This is a genomic window from Brevundimonas sp. DS20 (assembly GCF_001310255.1).
GTDB classification, from domain to species: domain Bacteria; phylum Pseudomonadota; class Alphaproteobacteria; order Caulobacterales; family Caulobacteraceae; genus Brevundimonas; species Brevundimonas aurantiaca.
In genome coordinates this window covers 944,343-960,416 of the sequence record NZ_CP012897.1, presented here as the reverse complement: position 1 = coordinate 960,416, position 16,074 = coordinate 944,343, and the positions used below count along the sequence as shown (strand labels likewise).

Below are 16,074 nucleotides of genomic sequence, written 5' to 3'. Positions count from 1 at the left end.
ACAGCTCGGTAAGGTGCATGTCAGCCGAGGGCTGATACGGTCTCATCGCCCGGCGCTCCGGGCCTGGAGACCCGCATGAAATTTCGCCTCACCGCCACCGTCGCCGCCTCGGCCCTGCTGCTGGGCCTCGCCGCGCCCGCCTTCGCAGCGCCGGCCGCCGCACTCGCGCCTGCGCCTGTCACGGCCCAGGCCCAGCAGGGCGTGGTCGTCCCGCCCCTGGGCTTCACCAAGCGCGTCCTGCCGAACGGGCTGGAGGTCTACACCGCCCGCGACGCCGACACCTCGAACGTGACGGTTCAGGTCTGGTACAAGGTCGGGTCCAAGGACGATCCGGCCGGCCGCTCCGGCTTCGCCCACCTGTTCGAACATCTGATGTTCAAGGCGACCAAGAACCTGCCGCCCGAGACCTTCGACCGGCTGACCGAGGATGTGGGCGGCTCCAACAACGCCTTCACCGCCGACGACACCACCGCCTATTTCGAGACTGTCCCCGCCAACCACCTCCAGCGCATGCTGTTCGCCGAGGCCGAGCGGATGGGCTCCCTGGTCGTGGACGAACCGACCTTCGTCGCCGAGCGCGACGTGGTGAAGGAAGAATATCGCCAGCGCATCCTGGCCAACCCCTATGGCCGTCTGTTCGGCCTGTTTGTGCCCGAGACCCTGTATCAGGAAAGCCCCTATCGCCGTCCCGGCATCGGTTCGATCGAGGAGTTGAACGCCTCGTCCCTGGACGACGTCCTGCGCTTCCACGCCACCTACTACCGGCCCGACAACGCCTATCTGATCGTCGCCGGCAATTTCGACCAGGCCCAGCTGGACCGCTGGATCGACCAGTATTTCACGCCGCTGAAGAACCCGGCCACGCCGCTGCCGACCAACAATGTGGCCGAGCCCGAGCCGACCGGGCCGCGCGACGTCACCTATTATGCGCCCAACGTCCCCCTGCCCGCCGTGGTGATCGGCTGGCCCACGGTCAAATACGCCGACGCCGACCGCGCCGCCCTGACCGTGCTGGACGGCATACTGTCCACCGGTGAATCGAGCCGCCTGTATCGTTCCCTGGTCTATGATCAGCAGATCGCCGCCCAGATCGGCTCGACCCCCGACTTCGCCCAGCAGGCCGGCAATCTGACCGCCCTGGCCATCATGGCCCAGGGTCATACGGCGGAAGAGGGAATCGCCGCCCTGAACGCCGAGATCGCCAAGCTGCGCGACGCCCCCGTCACCGCCGCCGAACTGACCGAGGCCAAGAACGAGATCGTCGCCGACGCCCTGCGCAATCGCGAGACGGTGGACGATCGCGCCTCGGCGCTGGGCTTCGCCCTGATCAACACCGGCGACGCCGCCGCCGCCGACCGCGAGATCGCCCAGATCCAGGCCGTCACCGTCGCCGACGTCCAGCGCGTCGCCCGCAAATATCTGACGCCCCAGCGCCAGTCGACGATCCGCTATCTGCCCGCCGACGAACAGAACCCGCCTTCGGTGCAGAAGATGAACGTGGATGCTCCGGTCAAGGTCGCCGATCTGGCCCCGGCCGGAACCCCGGCGGTCCTGCTGCCGGAAGCCCAGCGCACGCCCCTGCCGCAGCCCGGCGCGGAAGTGGCCCCGGCCACCCCCGCCGTCGCCGACTTCCGCCTGGACAACGGCCTGCGGGTCCTGGTGGCCCCGACCGACGGCGTGCCTCTGGTCTCGGCCCGCCTCAGCTTCGACGCCGGCTCGTCCGACGACCCGGCGGGCAAGGCCGGAATCGCCGCGATGACCGCCGCCCTTCTGACCCAGGGCACCAAGACCAAGTCGGCGCCCGAAATCGCGACCGAGATCGAACAGCTGGGTGCCTCCATCGGCGCCGGCGCGGGCGTGGACTTCACCAATGTCTACGCCAACGCCCCGGCCAACGCCTTCCCCCAGACGGTCGCCCTGATGGCCGATCTGGTGAAGAACCCGACCTTCGCCGCCGAGGAGCTTGAGCGCCAGCAGGCCCAGACCCTGGACAATCTTCGCGTCGCCCTCAGCCAGCCGGGCTCGATCGCCGGCCAGGCCGTGGGCCGGGTCGTCTATGGCGACGCCCCCTATGGGGCGCCGGGCTCGGGCACGGTCCAGTCGGTGCCCGCCATCACCCCGGCGGACGTCGCCGCCTTCCACGCCGCCCGCTATCGCCCCTCGGACGCCACCCTGGTCTTCTCCGGCGACATCACCCCGGCGGCCGCCCGCGCCCTGGCGCAACAGGCGTTCGGCGACTGGCGCCCGGCGGGTCAGGCGGCCGCGCCCGTCGCCGCCCCGGCCGGTCAGGCCCTGGCCCCGCGCATCGTCGTGGTGAACCAGCCCGGCGCGGGTCAGGCCGCCGTCGTCGCCGCCATTCGCGGCGTGTCGCGCACCGACGCCGACTATTTCCCGCTCACCCTGGGCAACACCCTGCTGGGCGGGGGCTTCTCGTCGCGGCTGAACCAGGAGATCCGCATCAAGCGCGGCCTGTCCTACGGCGCCGGCTCCTCCCTGGGCGCGCGCGCCGATGCGGGCCTGTTCACCGCCTCGACCCAGACCAAGAACGAGACCGCCGACGAGGTGGCCGATCTGATCCTGGCCGAGATCGCCAAACTGGGCGCCGAGACCCCGACCCAGGCCGACCTGGCGCCCCGCCGCGCCACCCTGATCGGCGGCTTTGGTCGGTCGCTGGAGACGGTGGACGGCCTGGGCGCCCTGGTCGCCAACCTGGCCCTCTACGACCTGCCGATGAGCGACTTGGCCGACTACGCCGGCCGCGTCCGCGCGGTCACCCCGGAACAGGTCCAGGCCGCCTTCGCCGAACATCTGCCGGTCAATCGCGCCAGCCTGGTGATCGTCGGCGACGGGTCGCTGTTCCTCGACGCCCTGCGGGCCAAACACCCGAACCTGGAGGTCATCGAGGCGAGCGAGCTGAATCTGAACAGCGGTTCGCTGAAGTAGGGGTGAAGTGAAAAGTGCTGGTGCTAGTGAGCAGAATGGAAGGCAGCCTCGGCTTCGTGCGCCCCTTGCTCACTAGCACCACTCACTAGCACGGATGGCCTCTCTCAAACCGACAGACACACCACCTGCGCCACCCGCAGATCGCGCCTCAGCGCATCCGCGACCCGGCCGTAGTTGTCGATGGTCACCGGCTCGCCCAGCGCCGCCTCGTCCGCCCGCTGTTCGCCGCGAATGGCGGGGGCGAAGGATTCAGGGGCCGTGGTGTAGATCCGGCCCCGGCGCGGCGCCTCGGCGATGGTGACGCCCAGCACCCGCCCGCGCCCGTCCATCACCGGCGCGCCCGACAGTCCCGACAGGGTCCCCTCCAGCCCGTCGGTGCGCCCGACCTCGGCCCAGGCCAGAACCGGTTCGTCATGGGCGCCGCGGCCGAACACCTTCAGGGTCTCGCGCCCCAGCAGGCGCGAGGTCACCTCGCCCGCCCGCCCCTGGGGAAAGCCGGGGTGAAAGGCGCGCTGGCCCTTGCGCAGCGGGGCCTCGGCCGCGACCGGCAGGGCGGGCGGCCCGCCTTCCGTGAGCAGCAGGGCCACGTCGGCCCGGGGAGCCAGGCGCACATCGGCCGCCACCGCCCGGCCGCCGCCCACCACCAGGGCCGGCCGACGACAGCCCTCGACCACATGGCGGGCCGTGACCCAGCGACCGCGCCCGGCGATCGAAAAGGCGGTGCCGGATTTCGGCGTAAAGGGCGTGTCCGGCGCGTCCAGGGTGACGGCCGTGTCGAAGGGGGTGATGGGGCCCAGCAGGGCGCCCTCGATCTCGTCGGGCGGCGGCGGGGCGGGCGGGGCGTCGGCGTTTTCGCGCCGGCCCAGCGACACCGCCAGCAGCACGCCCGCCACCGCTCCGTAGATGGCCCAGTCCGGCAGGCGGGGGAATTGCATGACGCGATCCGTTCGCCGCTCAGCCGGTCAGGGCGGCCGACAGGATCAGGGCGGTCGCCAGCTTGGCCCCGACCAGGACCACCGAGGCCGCAACCTCGCCGTCCTTGATCCGCTGCGGCAGGCCGTGCAGCATCAGGTCCACAACCCGGAAGGCCAGCAGCTGCAGCACCAGGGTCGCCACGCCCCAGATGGCCACGTCCCGCACCGAGGTCGAAACCGACAGGGACACCGCCAAGGGAATGGCCAGACCCACCAGAATGCCCGCGAACGCCACGGCGGCGGCCGGATTGCCCTCGCGGATCAGGGCGATCTCCTTCCACGGCGTCAGCAGGGCGTAGACCGTCGCCCCCGCCGCCAGCAGCAGCAGGGTGACGATCAGGTGCGTGACCATGACCGGAAAGCCCGAGGCGAAAGCCTGCACCTCGGCGCTCGACAGGACGTTCGTCAATGAAGGGTCCATGTCTCTACGCCTTGCCCGATTGCCGCCCCAATCCGCAAGCGCGGCGAAGCAACACCTTGTGACGAAAGATTACAGGCCTGCGTCATCCGGCTTGTTCGCGCGCGCCTTGGCCAGGGCCGCGCTCTCGCGTTTCAACGGCTTGGCGACCGGGCAGACCTCCTGGACATAGCCGTTCAGGGTGTTGGTCAACTGGTCCGGCGCCAAGCTGTAATGGACGTACTGGCCCTTCTTCTCGCTGGTCACCAGACCCGCGACCTCGAGCACCGACAGGTGTTGGGACACCGCCGGCTTGGAGATCTCGAACTTGGCCGCAATCTCCCCGGCGGTCAGGTCCGCGTGGGCCAGATAGGCCAAGATCTTGCGGCGGACGGGACTGGAAAGGGCTTCGAACACGCGTTGCATGGGCGGTATTTAAGCGATTTGCTAAGCGCTTGCCAGCGGGTCATTTCAATGTTTAAGTGATTGCCTAATTACCTACGAAGGGAGGCCGACATGGACCACGCTGATCCCTGCGCCGTGAACAGTCTCGTCGAGACGCCCGGCTGCAGCCCGATCGAAGGCCGTGTCGTCTGGGACCCGCGTCACTCGCTGTGGAACGGCGCCATGTTGGCCGCCGCCCTGATCTTCGGCGCCAAGACCTTCAGCCTCGCCGCTGTCGCAGTCTTCGTCGTCGTGACAGGGACGACGCTTCTGCTGGGCCATTCGGTCGGATTTCACCGTCGGCTGATCCACGGCAGCTTCGATTGCCCGCTGTGGCTGGAGCGCGTCTTGGCCTGGTTCGGGACCCTGGTCGGCATGAGCGGCCCCTTCTGGATGATCCGCACCCACGACATCCGCGACTGGGCCCAGCGCCAGACCGACTGTCACGACTATCTGGCGCACCGGCGGCCGATGGCGGTCGACGCCTGGTGGCAGATGCACTGCCGGCTGGTGCTGGAACGGCCGCCCCAGTTCGAGCTGGGCCGGATCGGCCGCGATCCCTTCTATCGGTTCCTGGAACGGACCTGGATGCTGCAACAGCTTCCTGTCGCGGCGGCGCTGTGGCTGATGGGCGGCTGGGGTTTCGTGGTCTGGGGCGTCTGCGCCCGGGTCTCGGCCAGCGTCATCGGCCACTGGTTCGTCGGCCATCTGGCCCACCGTCGCGGTCCGCAAACCTGGCTGGTGCGCGAGGCGGGCGTCCAGGCCCATGACGTCCCCTGGGCCGCCATCCCCACCATGGGCGAGGCCTGGCACAACAACCACCACGCCTATCCCGGCTCGGCGAAGATCGGCCTCTACCCGGGCCAGAGCGACTGGGGGTTCCGGTTCATTCAATTGCTGGAACGGCTGGGTCTGGCCTGGGATGTGCGGACGCCGGAAAGCATGGGTCCGAGACCTCTAAACAGAGTTGTGGCTAAGATATGATCAAGTCGATGTCGGATCGGCTTGGTACGCTCATCATTGCAAACGTCCTTGCCGCAAGCACCACAGCTGGAATGTCGGCCATAGGAATGTGGATCAGCATAATCGTTTCGCCCGGCGAAACTGGCTTGGGCAACGCCCTGGGCGGGGGACTTCTGTTCGGGCTGCTCGCAGCCCTCTACGGCTTCATAATCTCTTTCCCGGTCTATCTTGTTGGCCTGATCGTCGTCGGAATTCCAACTTGGTGGATTCTGCATAATTCAGGCCGAACCAGCGTAGGCGCCTTCTCGATTACGGCCGCAATCGAAAGCGTTATCGCGGGCGCAATCGTCTTTCGGCTTCTTGCCCCGGGCACGGAATTAGCCGCCCCACTGTTGGCGATCCCAGGCGGGCTGGCCGGATGGATCATTTGGAGGCGTAGTTACAGGCCGCTCACGCCGCCGCCTGCTCCGCCTTCCTGATTGCGCTCGCCCGCAGCTTCTCGCTTTCGGACTTCAGCTGGCCGCAGGCGGCCAGGATGTCGCGGCCGCGGGGGGTGCGGATGGGGCTGGCGTAGCCGGCGCGGTTCAGGATGGCGGCGAAGGCCTCGATCGTCTTCCAGTCCGAGCACTGATAGTCCGTGCCGGGCCAGGGGTTGAAAGGGATCAGGTTAACCTTGGCCGGTATGCCCTGGATCAGCTTGACCAGGGCGCACGCCTCCTCGGGGCTGTCGTTGACGCCCTTCAGCATGACATATTCGAACGTCACCCGCTTGGCGTTGCCCAGGCCCGGATAGGCGCGGATGGCGGCCATCAGCTGGTCCAGCGGATATTTCTTGTTCAGCGGCACCAGGACGTCGCGCAGCGGGTCGTTGGTGGCGTGCAGGCTGATGGCCAGCATGGTCCCGGTCCGCTCGCCCAGCTCGGGGATCATCGGCACGACGCCCGAGGTCGAGACGGTGATCCGCCGCCGCGAAATGGCGATCCCCTCATTGTCCGAGATGATGTCGATCGCGTCCGAGACATTGTCCAAATTGTAGAGCGGCTCGCCCATGCCCATGAAGACGATGTTGGACAGGCGGCGGTCTTCCTTGGGCGACGGCCATTCCTCCAGGTCGTCGCGGGCCACCTGGACCTGGGCCACGATCTCGGCGGCGGTCAGGTTGCGGACCAGCTTCTGGGTGCCGGTGTGGCAGAAGGTGCAGTTCAGGGTGCAGCCGACCTGGGACGAGACGCAAAGCGCCCCGGCCCGACCCACGTCGGGGATGTAGACGGTCTCGATCTCTATGCCCGGCGCCGTGCGGATCAGCCATTTGCGCGTGCCGTCCTTGGACACCTGGCGTTCCACGATCTCGGGACGGGCCAGGGTGAAATGCTCGGCCAGCCTGGCCTGCATGTCCTTGGCGACGTTCGACATGGCCGCGAAGTCGGTGACGCCGTAGTGGTGGATCCAGCTCCACACCTGGCTGGCGCGCATCTTGGCCTTTTCAGGCGGGCAGACGCCCGCATCGATCAGGGCCTGGCGCAGGCCGGCGCGCGTCAGACCGGACAGGTTGACGGGGGCCTTCACAGCGGGCGCGTTCGAGACACGGGAAAGATCGAGCGTAATGCTCAAGGCGGCGATCCTGGATGCGGTTTAGCCCGCCTCTATAGCACAAACCCCGGCAATTGCATGACCGGGCCGGTCGGAGCGCCCTAAAGCCCCACGTCCCAGACCCCGGCGTCGCGCATCCGGCTCTGTTTCGCCTCCTCCGCCCGGCCGCCCATCTCCTGGGCCATGCCCCGGATGGCGGTGGAGACGGTGGTCTTGTGCACGCCCGGAACCAGGGCGTGGGCGAAGGCGGCGCCCGCCAGCCGCAGCAGGCGGAAACCGAAACCGCCCGAGGCGGCCATGTGCTGGAAATAGGTCTCGCCCACCTCGCGCGGATGATCGCGGAACAGACGGTCGAACGGCGTCGAGCACCGGCGGGCGCGGTCGATCGTCGTCTGGCTCATGCGGCGGCTCCCGGTGTTCGCCCGACGATGGTCACGCGGGAACGGTCGCCGCGCAAGCCCTGTTTCGCGGATCCGACGCGACGGCCTTCGATCGGGACGGCGCCCATCGTCAGTTTGATCAAGTCGGGCTAAGGTCGGGGCTCGATCAAGGGACATTCTATGACGCTTCGCTTTTCGGCCGCCGCCTCCCTGACTGTCGCGACCGCCCTTTTGGCCGCTGCCGGCCCCGTCCTGGCCCAGTCGGCGCCCACCGTCCTGCCCTATGACGCGCGCCGCGGCGTCTTCAGCTTCGCCGCAGGTCTGGAAAGCTCGCTGCCGGCCGTGGTCAAGGTGACGACCCTGGGCCAGTCGCGCGGCCCCAGTTCCGATGCGGACGATCCCAAACCCTACGCCTCCGGCTCCGGCGTCGTCATCGACGCGGCCCAGGGCCTGGTGATCACCAACAACCATGTGGTCGAGAACGGGCGGAAATTCACTGTCGATCTGATCGACGGCCGGCTGTTCGACGCCGTCCTGGTCGGGGCGGACAAGGCCACCGACATCGCCGTGCTGCGGATCACGCCCGACGGGCGGCCGCTGAACCTGAAACAGGTGCAGACGGTGGATTCCGACACCCTTCGGACGGGCGACCTGGCCTTCGCCGTCGGCTATCCCCTGGGGCTGGACCAGACCCTGACCATGGGGGTGATCTCGGGTCTGAACCGATCGGGCCTGGGCGATGCGGTGGAGGACTATATCCAGACCGATGCGGCCGTGAACTCGGGCAATTCGGGCGGGCCGCTGCTGGACAGCCGGGGCCGGCTGATCGGGATCAACACCGCCATCCTGTCGGGCGGCATGGGCGGGGGCAATGACGGCATCGCCTTCGCCGTCCCCACCCGCATCATGCTCTATGTCGCCGACCAGCTGCGCACCCAGGGCGAGGTCAAGCGCGGCGAGACCGGCGCCATCTTCGCCTCCCTGACGCCCGAGCAGGCGCGCCGGATGCGGCTGGGCATCGTGCGCGGCGCCGTGGTGGCCGATGTGGCCCCCGGCTCGCCCGCCGAACGCGCGGGCCTGCGCGAGGATGACGTCATCCTGCGCCTCCAGGGGCGACCGGTCGCCAACGCCGGCTCCATCAACGCCACCGTCGGCGTCGCCGCGCCGGGCTCCAGCCTGAGCGTCGTCTATCTGCGCGGAGGGCGCGAGGCCACGACCGCCCTCGCCGTCGAGCCGCCGGTCGAGGCCCCGGTCCAGGTCGGCGCGGATCGCGTCCTGGCCTATGGCGCCACCCTGCGGGACATGGAGGGCGAGGTTCAGGTTTCGGCCGTCGAGGCCGGCACGCCCGCCGCCCAGGGCGGACTGCTGGCCGGCGACCTGGTCCTCGCCATCGACGGCGTTGCGACGGCGGACATCCGCGCGGCGGCTCGGGCGCTGGAGGCCGCAGCCGGCTCCGTCGCCCTGGAGGTGCGGCGCGGCGGCGACACCCAAACGATCACATTGGAGAAGACGCCCCGGGAGAAGACGGCTGAGGAGAAGACGCCCGCCTGAGCGGCTCCAGCCGGGCTCCAGACAGCGAAACGCCCGCCTTGCCTGGGAGGGGGAGGGGATCGGCAGGGCGGGCGCTCGCTTGGAGGAAGCATCGGCCGCCGGAGCCCTTGTTGGAAACATCCAGGGGGCTGGGGGGGCTGTTCAGGATCCGGACGCTTCCGAACTCCGACGAGCCGATGATTGTTATTTCGCCGCCCAAACGGGCGGGCGAAGGACCGAAACGGGGCCATTTGGTGTCTGAAGCGCTTTTTCCACCCCCTCTGGCGTCCCGCGCCGATGCGCCTAAGTTCAGATCATGAGCCTGACCCCGCACGAGCCGCCGCCCCCATCTCCACAGGCCGGCCCGGTCTTCTTCGAACGGCGCGAGTTGGACCTGATCCTTCGGGTCTACGGCCGGATGGTGGCCCTGGGCGACTGGCGCGACTACGCCATGGTGGGCCACAAGGACTTCGCCGAATTCGCCGTCTTCCGCCGCTCGGGCGACGCCCCCCTGTACCGCATCGAAAAACGCCCGGCGCTCCAGACCCGCCAGGGCCAGTGGGCCGTCATCGGGGAGGGCGGCCAGATCCTGAAACGCGGCCGCGACCTGGCCCAGGCCCTGCGGGTGTTCGACGGCCGGAAGTTTCAGGTGGTGGACTGACCAAAAAAGGGCCCCGCGAGGGGCCCTTTCCGCATCCGTCTTGCGACCGACCTCAGTTCCGGTTGCCGCCCATGAAGGCCAGCAAGAACTGGAACAGGTTCACGAAGTTGATGAACAGGCTCAGCGCGCCGAAGCCCGTGGCCACGCCCATGGCGTTCTGGTCACCGCCCAGGGCGTAATAGGTCATCTTCAGACGCTGGGTGTCATCGGCGATGAGGCCCGCGAAGATCAGCACGCCCAGGCCCGAGATGATCAGATAGAAGGTCCCGGATTGCAGGAACATGTTGACGATCATGGCGATGATCAGGCCGATCACGCCCATGATCAGGAAGGTGCCCATGCCCGACAGGTCTTTCTTGGTGGTGTAGCCCACCAGGCTCAGACCGCCGAAGGCCGCCGCCGTGACCAGGAAGGTCGAGGCCAGCGAGGCGCCCGTATAGCGCAGGAACAGGATGCCCAGGCCCGCGCCGATCGAGGCCACCACGGCCCAATACAGCAGGTTCACCCCCTTGGCCGTCGGGTTCTTCATGAAGAACATCGAACCGAACAGCAGAACCAGGGGCGAGAACTGGACCGCCATGCCCAGGACCGTCAGGCCGACGCGGCCGTCGGGCGTCACGCCGAACAGCAGCTGCTGCACCGCCGGCACATTGCCGGTGACATAGGCCAGGGCCGCCGCGACAACGAGGCCCAGGGCCAGCTTGTTGTAGACGCCCAGCATGAAGCTGCGCAGGCCGGCGTCGACCGACATGTCGGCCGTCTGCGGAAGCGGGCGGGCGAAGCCGTTGTTGAAATCGCTCATGGCGACGAACCTTCTCCGATAGGCCGGGGAGACTTCCCCGGTCACAGGCCTTGAATATCGGAAGCCGAGGCTCCCAGTGCAAGGAAAACCGGACTTGGAAACGGCGGTTCCGACCGCTACCAACAGTCGCATGTTGCGTCTGTTCACCGCCCTGACCCTGCCGCCGGACGTCGGCGAGACGCTTCAGCGGCGTCAGTCCGGCCTGCCGGGCGCCCGCTGGCGGCCGCTGGAGGCGCTTCACGTCACCCTGGCCTTCTACGGCGAGACCGACGAGCGCCGGGCCGACGACCTGGCCTCCGAACTGGCCCGCGTCGCCGGGGCCCCGTTCGAGATCGTGCTGAAGGGGGTGGGCGCCTTCGGCGACAACCATCGCAGCCACACGATTTGGGCCGGCGTCGAGACGCCCAACGAACCCCTGTCGGTTCTCGCCCGCCGCTGCAGGAAGGCGGGCGAACGGGCGGACATCGTCCTGGAGAAGCGCGACTACCGCCCCCACGTCACCCTGGCCTATCTGAAGCCCCAGACCAATCCGGACCGGATCGGGGCCTGGATGGCGGGCCACAATCTGCTGCATTCGCCGCCGATCCGCATCGACCGTTTCGGCCTCTATTCCAGCGTCCTGACCGACGACGGCAGTCACTATGAGCTGGAGCGGGAGTATCTGCTGTGACCGAGATCCGCATCGAGACCGAACGGTTGATCCTGCGTCCCCCGACGATGGAGGATTTTCCGCGCTGGGCCGAGTTCCAGGCCGATCCCGATGCGACGCGCTTCATCGGCGGCCCCAAGACGCCGGCCGAGACCTGGCGGATCATGGCGACCGTCGCCGGCGCCTGGAGCCTGACCGGCGAGAGCTTCTTCTCGGTGCTTGAGAAAGCCACCGGCCGGTGGCTCGGGCGGATCGGGCCGTGGCGACCCCACGGCTGGCCGGGGCCGGAGGTCGGTTGGTCCCTGCACCCTGACGCCACGGGGCAGGGCTATGCGCTGGAAGCCGCGGCGGCTGCGATCGACTACGCCTTCGACGTCCTGGGCTGGGACGAGGTGGTGCATACGATCGACCTGGACAATACGGCCTCGATCCGGCTGGCCGAACGGCTGGGCTCGACTTTGCGCGGCCCCACCCGCTTGCCCGAGCCCTTCGCCGACCTGCCCGTCCATCTGTGGGGCCAGACGCGCGCCGACTGGGCCAGGAACCGCCTCGCCCTGGCGGGCTAGGGCCAATCTTCCCGCGTCAGCGGAAGGGAAGACGTCTGGCGGCGGACCGCCGATTGAGGGTGGGTTCATCACAACGGGGCACGACGAGGTCACGGCGAACACGGCGCGTTCAGACGGCGTCGTGACCGCTGTGAATCCGCCGTGTTCGCTTTGATGAACCCGGTCGCCGCATCAAGGCCCTCCGACGCGGGACGAGCGGCCTGACCGCAGTCAGCTGAATGTCGATTGAACCTGGAGCCGATCAGGCGCCCGGGGGCGCCGTCAGAACTCTTCCCAGTCCTTGAGCGCGGCGTTGCCCTGGGTGGCTCCGACCGCAACGGCAAGCCGTCTTTGGGCCTTGGCGACCGGATTGTCGGCCGGGGCGTGGCGGCCGGCCTGGGCCGGCTGAGGCCGCTTCGCCGCCTGGGCGGGCCGGCCGGTCTGGAACTGCGCGACCAGCCGCTCCAGCTCGCCCGCCTCGTTGCGCAGATTGGCGGCGGCGGCGGTGGTCTCCTCCACCATGGCGGCGTTCTGCTGGGTGACCTGGTCCATCTGATTGACGGCGGTGTTGACCTCGTTCAGCCCCGTGGACTGTTCCTGCGACGACTGGGCGATTTCGGACACCAGCCCGTCGATGTCGGCGATCCGCTTGACGATCCCCCCCAGGGCCTTGCCCGTCTCCCCGACCAGTTTGACGCCGCGCTCGACCTGGGCCGTGCTGTTGGCGATCAGGGCCTTGATCTCGCGCGCCGCCTCGGCCGAGCGCTGGGCCAGGGCCCGGACCTCCTGGGCCACCACGGCGAAGCCGCGCCCGGCGTCCCCGGCGCGCGCCGCCTCCACGCCTGCGTTCAGGGCCAGAAGATTAGTCTGGAAGGCGATTTCGTCGATCACCCCGATGATGTTGGTGATCTGTTTGGAGCTTTCCTCGATCTCGCCCATGGCGGCGACCGCCTCCTGCATCTCCTCGCCTGAGCGGGCGGCGCCGACGGTGGCTTCGGAGGCGGCGGCGGAGGCCTGTCTGGCGCCCTCGGCGCTGCGTTTCACGGTGGCGGTGATCTGGTCCAGGGCGGCGGCGGTCTGTTCCAGACTGGCCGCCTGCTGTTCGGTGCGGCGCGACAGGTCGTCCGAGGCCGAGGCGATCTCATCCGAGCCGGCCCGCAGCCCGCTGGTGGAGGTCGAAATCGCGCTCATGGCCTCGCGCAGACTGTCGATCGCCGCGTTGAAATCGTCCTTGATCTGCTGATAGCGCCCGTTGAACGGCGCGGTGATCACCGCCGTCAGATCGCCGCGCGCCAGCCGGTTCAGACTGTCGGCCAGGGCGGCGACCACCGCATCCTGCTCCTCGGCGACGCGCCGCCGCTCCGCCTCGACCAGGGCGCGCTCCTCGTCGGCCTTGGCGTTCAGGATCTGGAAATAGTTGAACATGACGACGCTGGCGTCAGAAAAGACCGACCGCATCAGGCTGAGCATCAGGGCATGGTCGGCCTTCTCGTTCCAGGGCTTTTCCTTCACCAGCCCCGAGGCCAGACCGGCGGCGTAGGCCGCATAGGTCTTGCTCAAATAGGTCGCGTAATCGAGGCTGCTCGAGATGTTCTCGGTAATCACCGCCTGCTGTTCGAAATATTCGGGCGGAAAGTCGCCGCGCGAAATGAAGGCGAACTTCCGCTTCTCGTTCTCCCACACGTCACGAGGCAGGGCGTCCAGCGTCGGGTCGATTACGCGATAGGCGTCCAGCAGGGCCTGTTCGAGATGTTTGCCTGCGCGCTTATAGACCACTTCACCCACTTCACGCTGCTGCGCGTTCCAGGTGACGATTTTCTCGCTGATGTCAGACATTTCGTCTCGCCTTTCTAAATACTTTTGGGCCTAAGCATATGCGATATTGGCATCTCTATTTCGATTTACTGAGGCAATCGGCGCTCTTAACGAGGCGTGAACTTCATCCTGCCCCGCAGACCAAGGTTCGAGATGGCGGAGCGCCCCTGTCTCAGAACTGCGACAGGTGTCGGGATTTTTCGATTTCAGGCCCGGGCCGGCGCCTCGCTGCGGATTTCGCCCGGCTGAGGCGTCGCTGTGGGTGGAGGGCAACCGCGCCGCGCCGTCGGGCGTATCAAGGCGAGATCAACGAGAACAACGCCCAATGCTTCGCGCCACCCTAATCGCCGCCTCGCTCATCATTGCGCCGTCCGCAGCCCTGGCCCAGTCGCGCGCCGTCGATCTGGACCGGTTCGACGGCCGATGGTTCGAGATCGAGCGCAGCCACAACGACGTCCAGAAGGACTGCAGCCGGGCCCAGATCGACTTCACCCCCCAGAATCGGGCCGACCGCTACGGCATTGTCGTCACCTGCACCCGCCGCGCCGACGGCCGCAATGAGGTGCTGCGCGCCAACGCCCGGATCACCGATACGACGACCAACGCCAAGTTCCGCTTCACCCTGCCCGGCCTGCTCAGCTTCGGCGGCCTGGCGGGCCAGAACTACTGGGTGTGGGATCACGACCCGAACTACGACTGGGCCATCCTGGCCCTCCCGAACAAGTCGGACTGGTGGATCTGGCATCGCGACCAGAACGCCTCGGCGGCGGATCGCGCCCGCCTGCTGGCCCGCGCCAGGGCCCTGGGGCTGGACATGAGCCGGGTCGTCAGCACCGGCCGTTAAGCCTGATCGGTTGAGGCGGACCCGATGCGCGATCGTTAACGACAGGTTGTCAACCGGCTCCGGAAGGGTACGAACTATGCGCACTGAACGAACGCCGATACCCGTGATCGCCTGATCAATCCGGAGCGATCGCCATGCCCGACTGCTGCGCCCACACCCCGTCCCTGTCCCGCCGCGGCGCCTTCGGCCTCTTGGCCATGGCCGGCGGGGTCAGCCTTATGTCCACCCTGGCGCCGGGCGTAGCCCGGGCGCGGGGCCATACGGAAATCCTGCTGCTGACCTGCATGGACTACCGCCTCACCGACGACACCGTCGCCTATATGGAAGGCCACGGTCTGCACGACAAATACGACCACGTCGTTCTGGCCGGCGCCTCCCTGGGCGCCCTGACCGACAAATTCCCCAGCTGGGGCCAGACCTTCTGGAGCCATCTGGACGTCGCCATCGACCTGCATCACATCCACAAGGTCGTGGTGATCGACCACCGCGACTGCGGCGCCTACAAGGTCATCCTGGGCGCCGAGACGGTGGACACTCCCGAAAAGGAACTGGCGGTCCATACGCAGGAGCTTCACGCCCTGCGCGACGCCATCAAACAGCGCCACCCCCATCTGGAGGTCGAACTGGCCCTGATGGACCTGGACGGCCACGTCGAGGAAATCGCCTAGGCGGGGTGCCGTCCCCACGCCGCACACGGCCTGCACGTCTCGGCCTGCCGCCCGCCTGGGCGGCAGGCCGCTTGCATTCGGAACATAGCCGGAACATAAGTCGGCATGGCCGCCGCCGCCCTTCATCTCGAACTGGTCTTCAGCCGGCCGGAAACCACGCTTTCGGTCACGCGCGGGGCGGCGCGGCTGATGCTGGACCTGGGCTATGCGCCCTTGCTGGAGGTCGGCCTGCCCAATGGGCGACGGGCCGACGTCATGGCCCTGGGGCCGCGCGGCGACGTCGTCATCTGCGAGGTGAAGTCCGGCGTCGACGACTATCGCGTCGATCGCAAATGGCAGGCGTACGGCCCCTTCTGCGACGCCTTCTATTTCGCCGTGGCGCCCGAGTTTCCCCAGGACATTCTGCCCGAGGCGCCGGGGCTGATCGTCGCCGACGGCTTCGGCGGGGCGGTGGTGCGCGAGGCGCCGGCCACCCCCCTGGCGCCGGCCCGACGCAAGGCCCTGACCCTGGCCTTCGCCCGTCTGGGCGCCCTGCGGACCTTCCGCGACGAACGCCCCTAGTTTCGCAAGGAGTCCCTCGTCGATTCAATCGGTTGCGAAACAGGCCGGCGGTTCGACGCGACCGGGGCGCGGCCGGGGCTAGGCTGGCGATCCGGTCTTTGACATGGCGAACCGACTGAGAGGACGCCGACCGTCCTCCACTCGCTAGATTCAATGCCGAATTTCAAAAATGAAACCGCCCGCCGCAGCCTGAACCGGACACATCGGACACATCGGACACATCGGACACATCGGACACATCGGACACATCGGACACATCGGACACATCGGACACATCGGACAGTCTTTTTAGGGGCGTCACAACCCCG

Annotated in this window: 17 protein-coding genes; 10 read left to right on the top strand and 7 right to left on the bottom strand. The window is 68.0% G+C overall.

The features are described from left to right. Positions 1 to 75 precede the first annotated feature (75 nt). Positions 76 to 2,943, top strand: a complete 2,868-nt coding sequence (locus JL11_RS04590) for a M16 family metallopeptidase (protein ID WP_082382595.1) — start codon at positions 76 to 78, stop codon at positions 2,941 to 2,943. Positions 2,944 to 3,047: 104 nt separating this feature from the next. On the opposite strand, the gene JL11_RS04585 is transcribed toward JL11_RS04590, so the two are convergent. The 3 genes from JL11_RS04585 to JL11_RS04575 form a co-directional block, all read right to left on the bottom strand. Continuing rightward, positions 3,048 to 3,878, bottom strand: a complete 831-nt coding sequence (locus JL11_RS04585; protein WP_054764616.1) for a S1 family peptidase — start codon at positions 3,876 to 3,878, stop codon at positions 3,048 to 3,050. Between the two features lie 19 nt (positions 3,879 to 3,897). Next, on the bottom strand, positions 3,898 to 4,338 hold the full coding sequence (locus JL11_RS04580; RefSeq protein ID WP_054764615.1) for a DUF350 domain-containing protein: 441 nt from the start codon (positions 4,336 to 4,338) through the stop codon (positions 3,898 to 3,900). A gap of 69 nt (positions 4,339 to 4,407) precedes the next feature. Then, positions 4,408 to 4,740 carry a metalloregulator ArsR/SmtB family transcription factor gene (locus JL11_RS04575; RefSeq protein WP_054764614.1) on the bottom strand — a complete coding sequence of 111 codons (333 nt, stop codon included), beginning with the start codon at positions 4,738 to 4,740 and terminating at the stop codon, positions 4,408 to 4,410. Positions 4,741 to 4,830: 90 nt separating this feature from the next. On the opposite strand from JL11_RS04575, the gene JL11_RS04570 reads away from it, so the two are divergent. After that, positions 4,831 to 5,742 carry an acyl-CoA desaturase gene (locus tag JL11_RS04570; RefSeq protein ID WP_054764613.1) on the top strand — a complete coding sequence of 304 codons (912 nt, stop codon included), beginning with the start codon at positions 4,831 to 4,833 and terminating at the stop codon, positions 5,740 to 5,742. Then, complete coding sequence (locus tag JL11_RS04565) at positions 5,739 to 6,200, top strand: hypothetical protein (RefSeq protein WP_054764612.1); 462 nt, start codon at positions 5,739 to 5,741, stop codon at positions 6,198 to 6,200. The genes JL11_RS04570 and JL11_RS04565 overlap by 4 nt, the downstream gene beginning before the upstream one ends. Here JL11_RS04565 and rlmN read toward each other — a convergent pair. Together rlmN and JL11_RS04555 are read right to left on the bottom strand one after the other, a co-directional pair. Further along, positions 6,172 to 7,332, bottom strand: a complete 1,161-nt coding sequence (gene rlmN, locus JL11_RS04560; protein WP_054764611.1) for a 23S rRNA (adenine(2503)-C(2))-methyltransferase RlmN — start codon at positions 7,330 to 7,332, stop codon at positions 6,172 to 6,174. The two genes, JL11_RS04565 and rlmN, sit on opposite strands and share 29 nt — an antisense overlap. An 80-nt stretch (positions 7,333 to 7,412) precedes the next feature. Further along, positions 7,413 to 7,712, bottom strand: coding sequence for a DUF6356 family protein (locus JL11_RS04555; protein WP_054764610.1), 300 nt, complete (start codon positions 7,710 to 7,712; stop codon positions 7,413 to 7,415). Between the two features lie 159 nt (positions 7,713 to 7,871). Here JL11_RS04555 and JL11_RS04550 point away from each other — a divergent pair, with 159 nt between their 5' ends. Beyond that, the gene (locus JL11_RS04550; protein WP_054764609.1) at positions 7,872 to 9,242 is read left to right on the top strand and encodes a trypsin-like peptidase domain-containing protein; all 1,371 of its coding nucleotides are present in this window, start codon (positions 7,872 to 7,874) and stop codon (positions 9,240 to 9,242) included. 295 nt (positions 9,243 to 9,537) lie between these two features. Then, positions 9,538 to 9,882: a DUF2794 domain-containing protein gene (locus tag JL11_RS04545; protein ID WP_054764608.1), complete on the top strand. Its 345-nt coding sequence runs from the start codon at positions 9,538 to 9,540 to the stop codon at positions 9,880 to 9,882. Between the two features lie 52 nt (positions 9,883 to 9,934). Here the strand turns inward: JL11_RS04545 and JL11_RS04540 are convergent, their stop codons facing one another. Next, the gene (locus JL11_RS04540) at positions 9,935 to 10,684 is read right to left on the bottom strand and encodes a Bax inhibitor-1/YccA family protein (RefSeq protein WP_054764607.1); all 750 of its coding nucleotides are present in this window, start codon (positions 10,682 to 10,684) and stop codon (positions 9,935 to 9,937) included. Between the two features lie 130 nt (positions 10,685 to 10,814). Here JL11_RS04540 and thpR point away from each other — a divergent pair, with 130 nt between their 5' ends. Beyond that, the gene (thpR, locus tag JL11_RS04535) at positions 10,815 to 11,354 is read left to right on the top strand and encodes an RNA 2',3'-cyclic phosphodiesterase (protein ID WP_054766814.1); all 540 of its coding nucleotides are present in this window, start codon (positions 10,815 to 10,817) and stop codon (positions 11,352 to 11,354) included. After that, positions 11,351 to 11,899 carry a GNAT family N-acetyltransferase gene (locus tag JL11_RS04530; protein ID WP_082382594.1) on the top strand — a complete coding sequence of 183 codons (549 nt, stop codon included), beginning with the start codon at positions 11,351 to 11,353 and terminating at the stop codon, positions 11,897 to 11,899. The genes thpR and JL11_RS04530 overlap by 4 nt, the downstream gene beginning before the upstream one ends. 261 nt (positions 11,900 to 12,160) lie before the next feature. Here JL11_RS04530 and JL11_RS04525 read toward each other — a convergent pair whose 3' ends face one another. Then, complete coding sequence (locus JL11_RS04525) at positions 12,161 to 13,714, bottom strand: methyl-accepting chemotaxis protein (RefSeq protein WP_054764606.1); 1,554 nt, start codon at positions 13,712 to 13,714, stop codon at positions 12,161 to 12,163. A gap of 304 nt (positions 13,715 to 14,018) precedes the next feature. Here JL11_RS04525 and JL11_RS04520 point away from each other — a divergent pair, with 304 nt between their 5' ends. The 3 genes from JL11_RS04520 to mmcB all read left to right on the top strand — a co-directional run bounded on the left by JL11_RS04520 (position 14,019) and on the right by mmcB (position 15,766). Further along, positions 14,019 to 14,537, top strand: a complete 519-nt coding sequence (locus JL11_RS04520) for a lipocalin family protein (protein WP_054764605.1) — start codon at positions 14,019 to 14,021, stop codon at positions 14,535 to 14,537. Positions 14,538 to 14,671: 134 nt separating this feature from the next. Next, entirely contained in the window at positions 14,672 to 15,205 is a 534-nt protein-coding gene (locus JL11_RS04515) for a carbonic anhydrase (RefSeq protein WP_054764604.1), read from the top strand. A 105-nt stretch (positions 15,206 to 15,310) separates the two neighbouring features. Next, positions 15,311 to 15,766, top strand: a complete 456-nt coding sequence (gene mmcB, locus JL11_RS04510; protein WP_054764603.1) for a DNA repair putative endonuclease MmcB — start codon at positions 15,311 to 15,313, stop codon at positions 15,764 to 15,766. Positions 15,767 to 16,074 lie beyond the last annotated feature (308 nt).

Bases quoted from the DNA above. Each gene is read 5' to 3' on its own strand.
- JL11_RS04515 (WP_054764604.1), top strand. From the start codon at position 14,672: ATGCCCGACTGCTGCGCCCACACCCCGTCCCTGTCCCGCCGCGGCGCC.
- JL11_RS04585 (WP_054764616.1), bottom strand. From the start codon at position 3,878: ATGCAATTCCCCCGCCTGCCGGACTGGGCCATCTACGGAGCGGTGGCG.
- JL11_RS04575 (WP_054764614.1), bottom strand. From the start codon at position 4,740: ATGCAACGCGTGTTCGAAGCCCTTTCCAGTCCCGTCCGCCGCAAGATC.
- JL11_RS04555 (WP_054764610.1), bottom strand. From the start codon at position 7,712: ATGAGCCAGACGACGATCGACCGCGCCCGCCGGTGCTCGACGCCGTTC.
- JL11_RS04565 (WP_054764612.1), top strand. From the start codon at position 5,739: ATGATCAAGTCGATGTCGGATCGGCTTGGTACGCTCATCATTGCAAAC.
- thpR (WP_054766814.1), top strand. From the start codon at position 10,815: ATGTTGCGTCTGTTCACCGCCCTGACCCTGCCGCCGGACGTCGGCGAG.
- JL11_RS04570 (WP_054764613.1), top strand. From the start codon at position 4,831: ATGGACCACGCTGATCCCTGCGCCGTGAACAGTCTCGTCGAGACGCCC.
- JL11_RS04580 (WP_054764615.1), bottom strand. From the start codon at position 4,338: ATGGACCCTTCATTGACGAACGTCCTGTCGAGCGCCGAGGTGCAGGCT.
- JL11_RS04520 (WP_054764605.1), top strand. From the start codon at position 14,019: ATGCTTCGCGCCACCCTAATCGCCGCCTCGCTCATCATTGCGCCGTCC.
- mmcB (WP_054764603.1), top strand. From the start codon at position 15,311: ATGGCCGCCGCCGCCCTTCATCTCGAACTGGTCTTCAGCCGGCCGGAA.
- JL11_RS04550 (WP_054764609.1), top strand. From the start codon at position 7,872: ATGACGCTTCGCTTTTCGGCCGCCGCCTCCCTGACTGTCGCGACCGCC.
- JL11_RS04545 (WP_054764608.1), top strand. From the start codon at position 9,538: ATGAGCCTGACCCCGCACGAGCCGCCGCCCCCATCTCCACAGGCCGGC.
- JL11_RS04540 (WP_054764607.1), bottom strand. From the start codon at position 10,684: ATGAGCGATTTCAACAACGGCTTCGCCCGCCCGCTTCCGCAGACGGCC.
- JL11_RS04590 (WP_082382595.1), top strand. From the start codon at position 76: ATGAAATTTCGCCTCACCGCCACCGTCGCCGCCTCGGCCCTGCTGCTG.
- JL11_RS04525 (WP_054764606.1), bottom strand. From the start codon at position 13,714: ATGTCTGACATCAGCGAGAAAATCGTCACCTGGAACGCGCAGCAGCGT.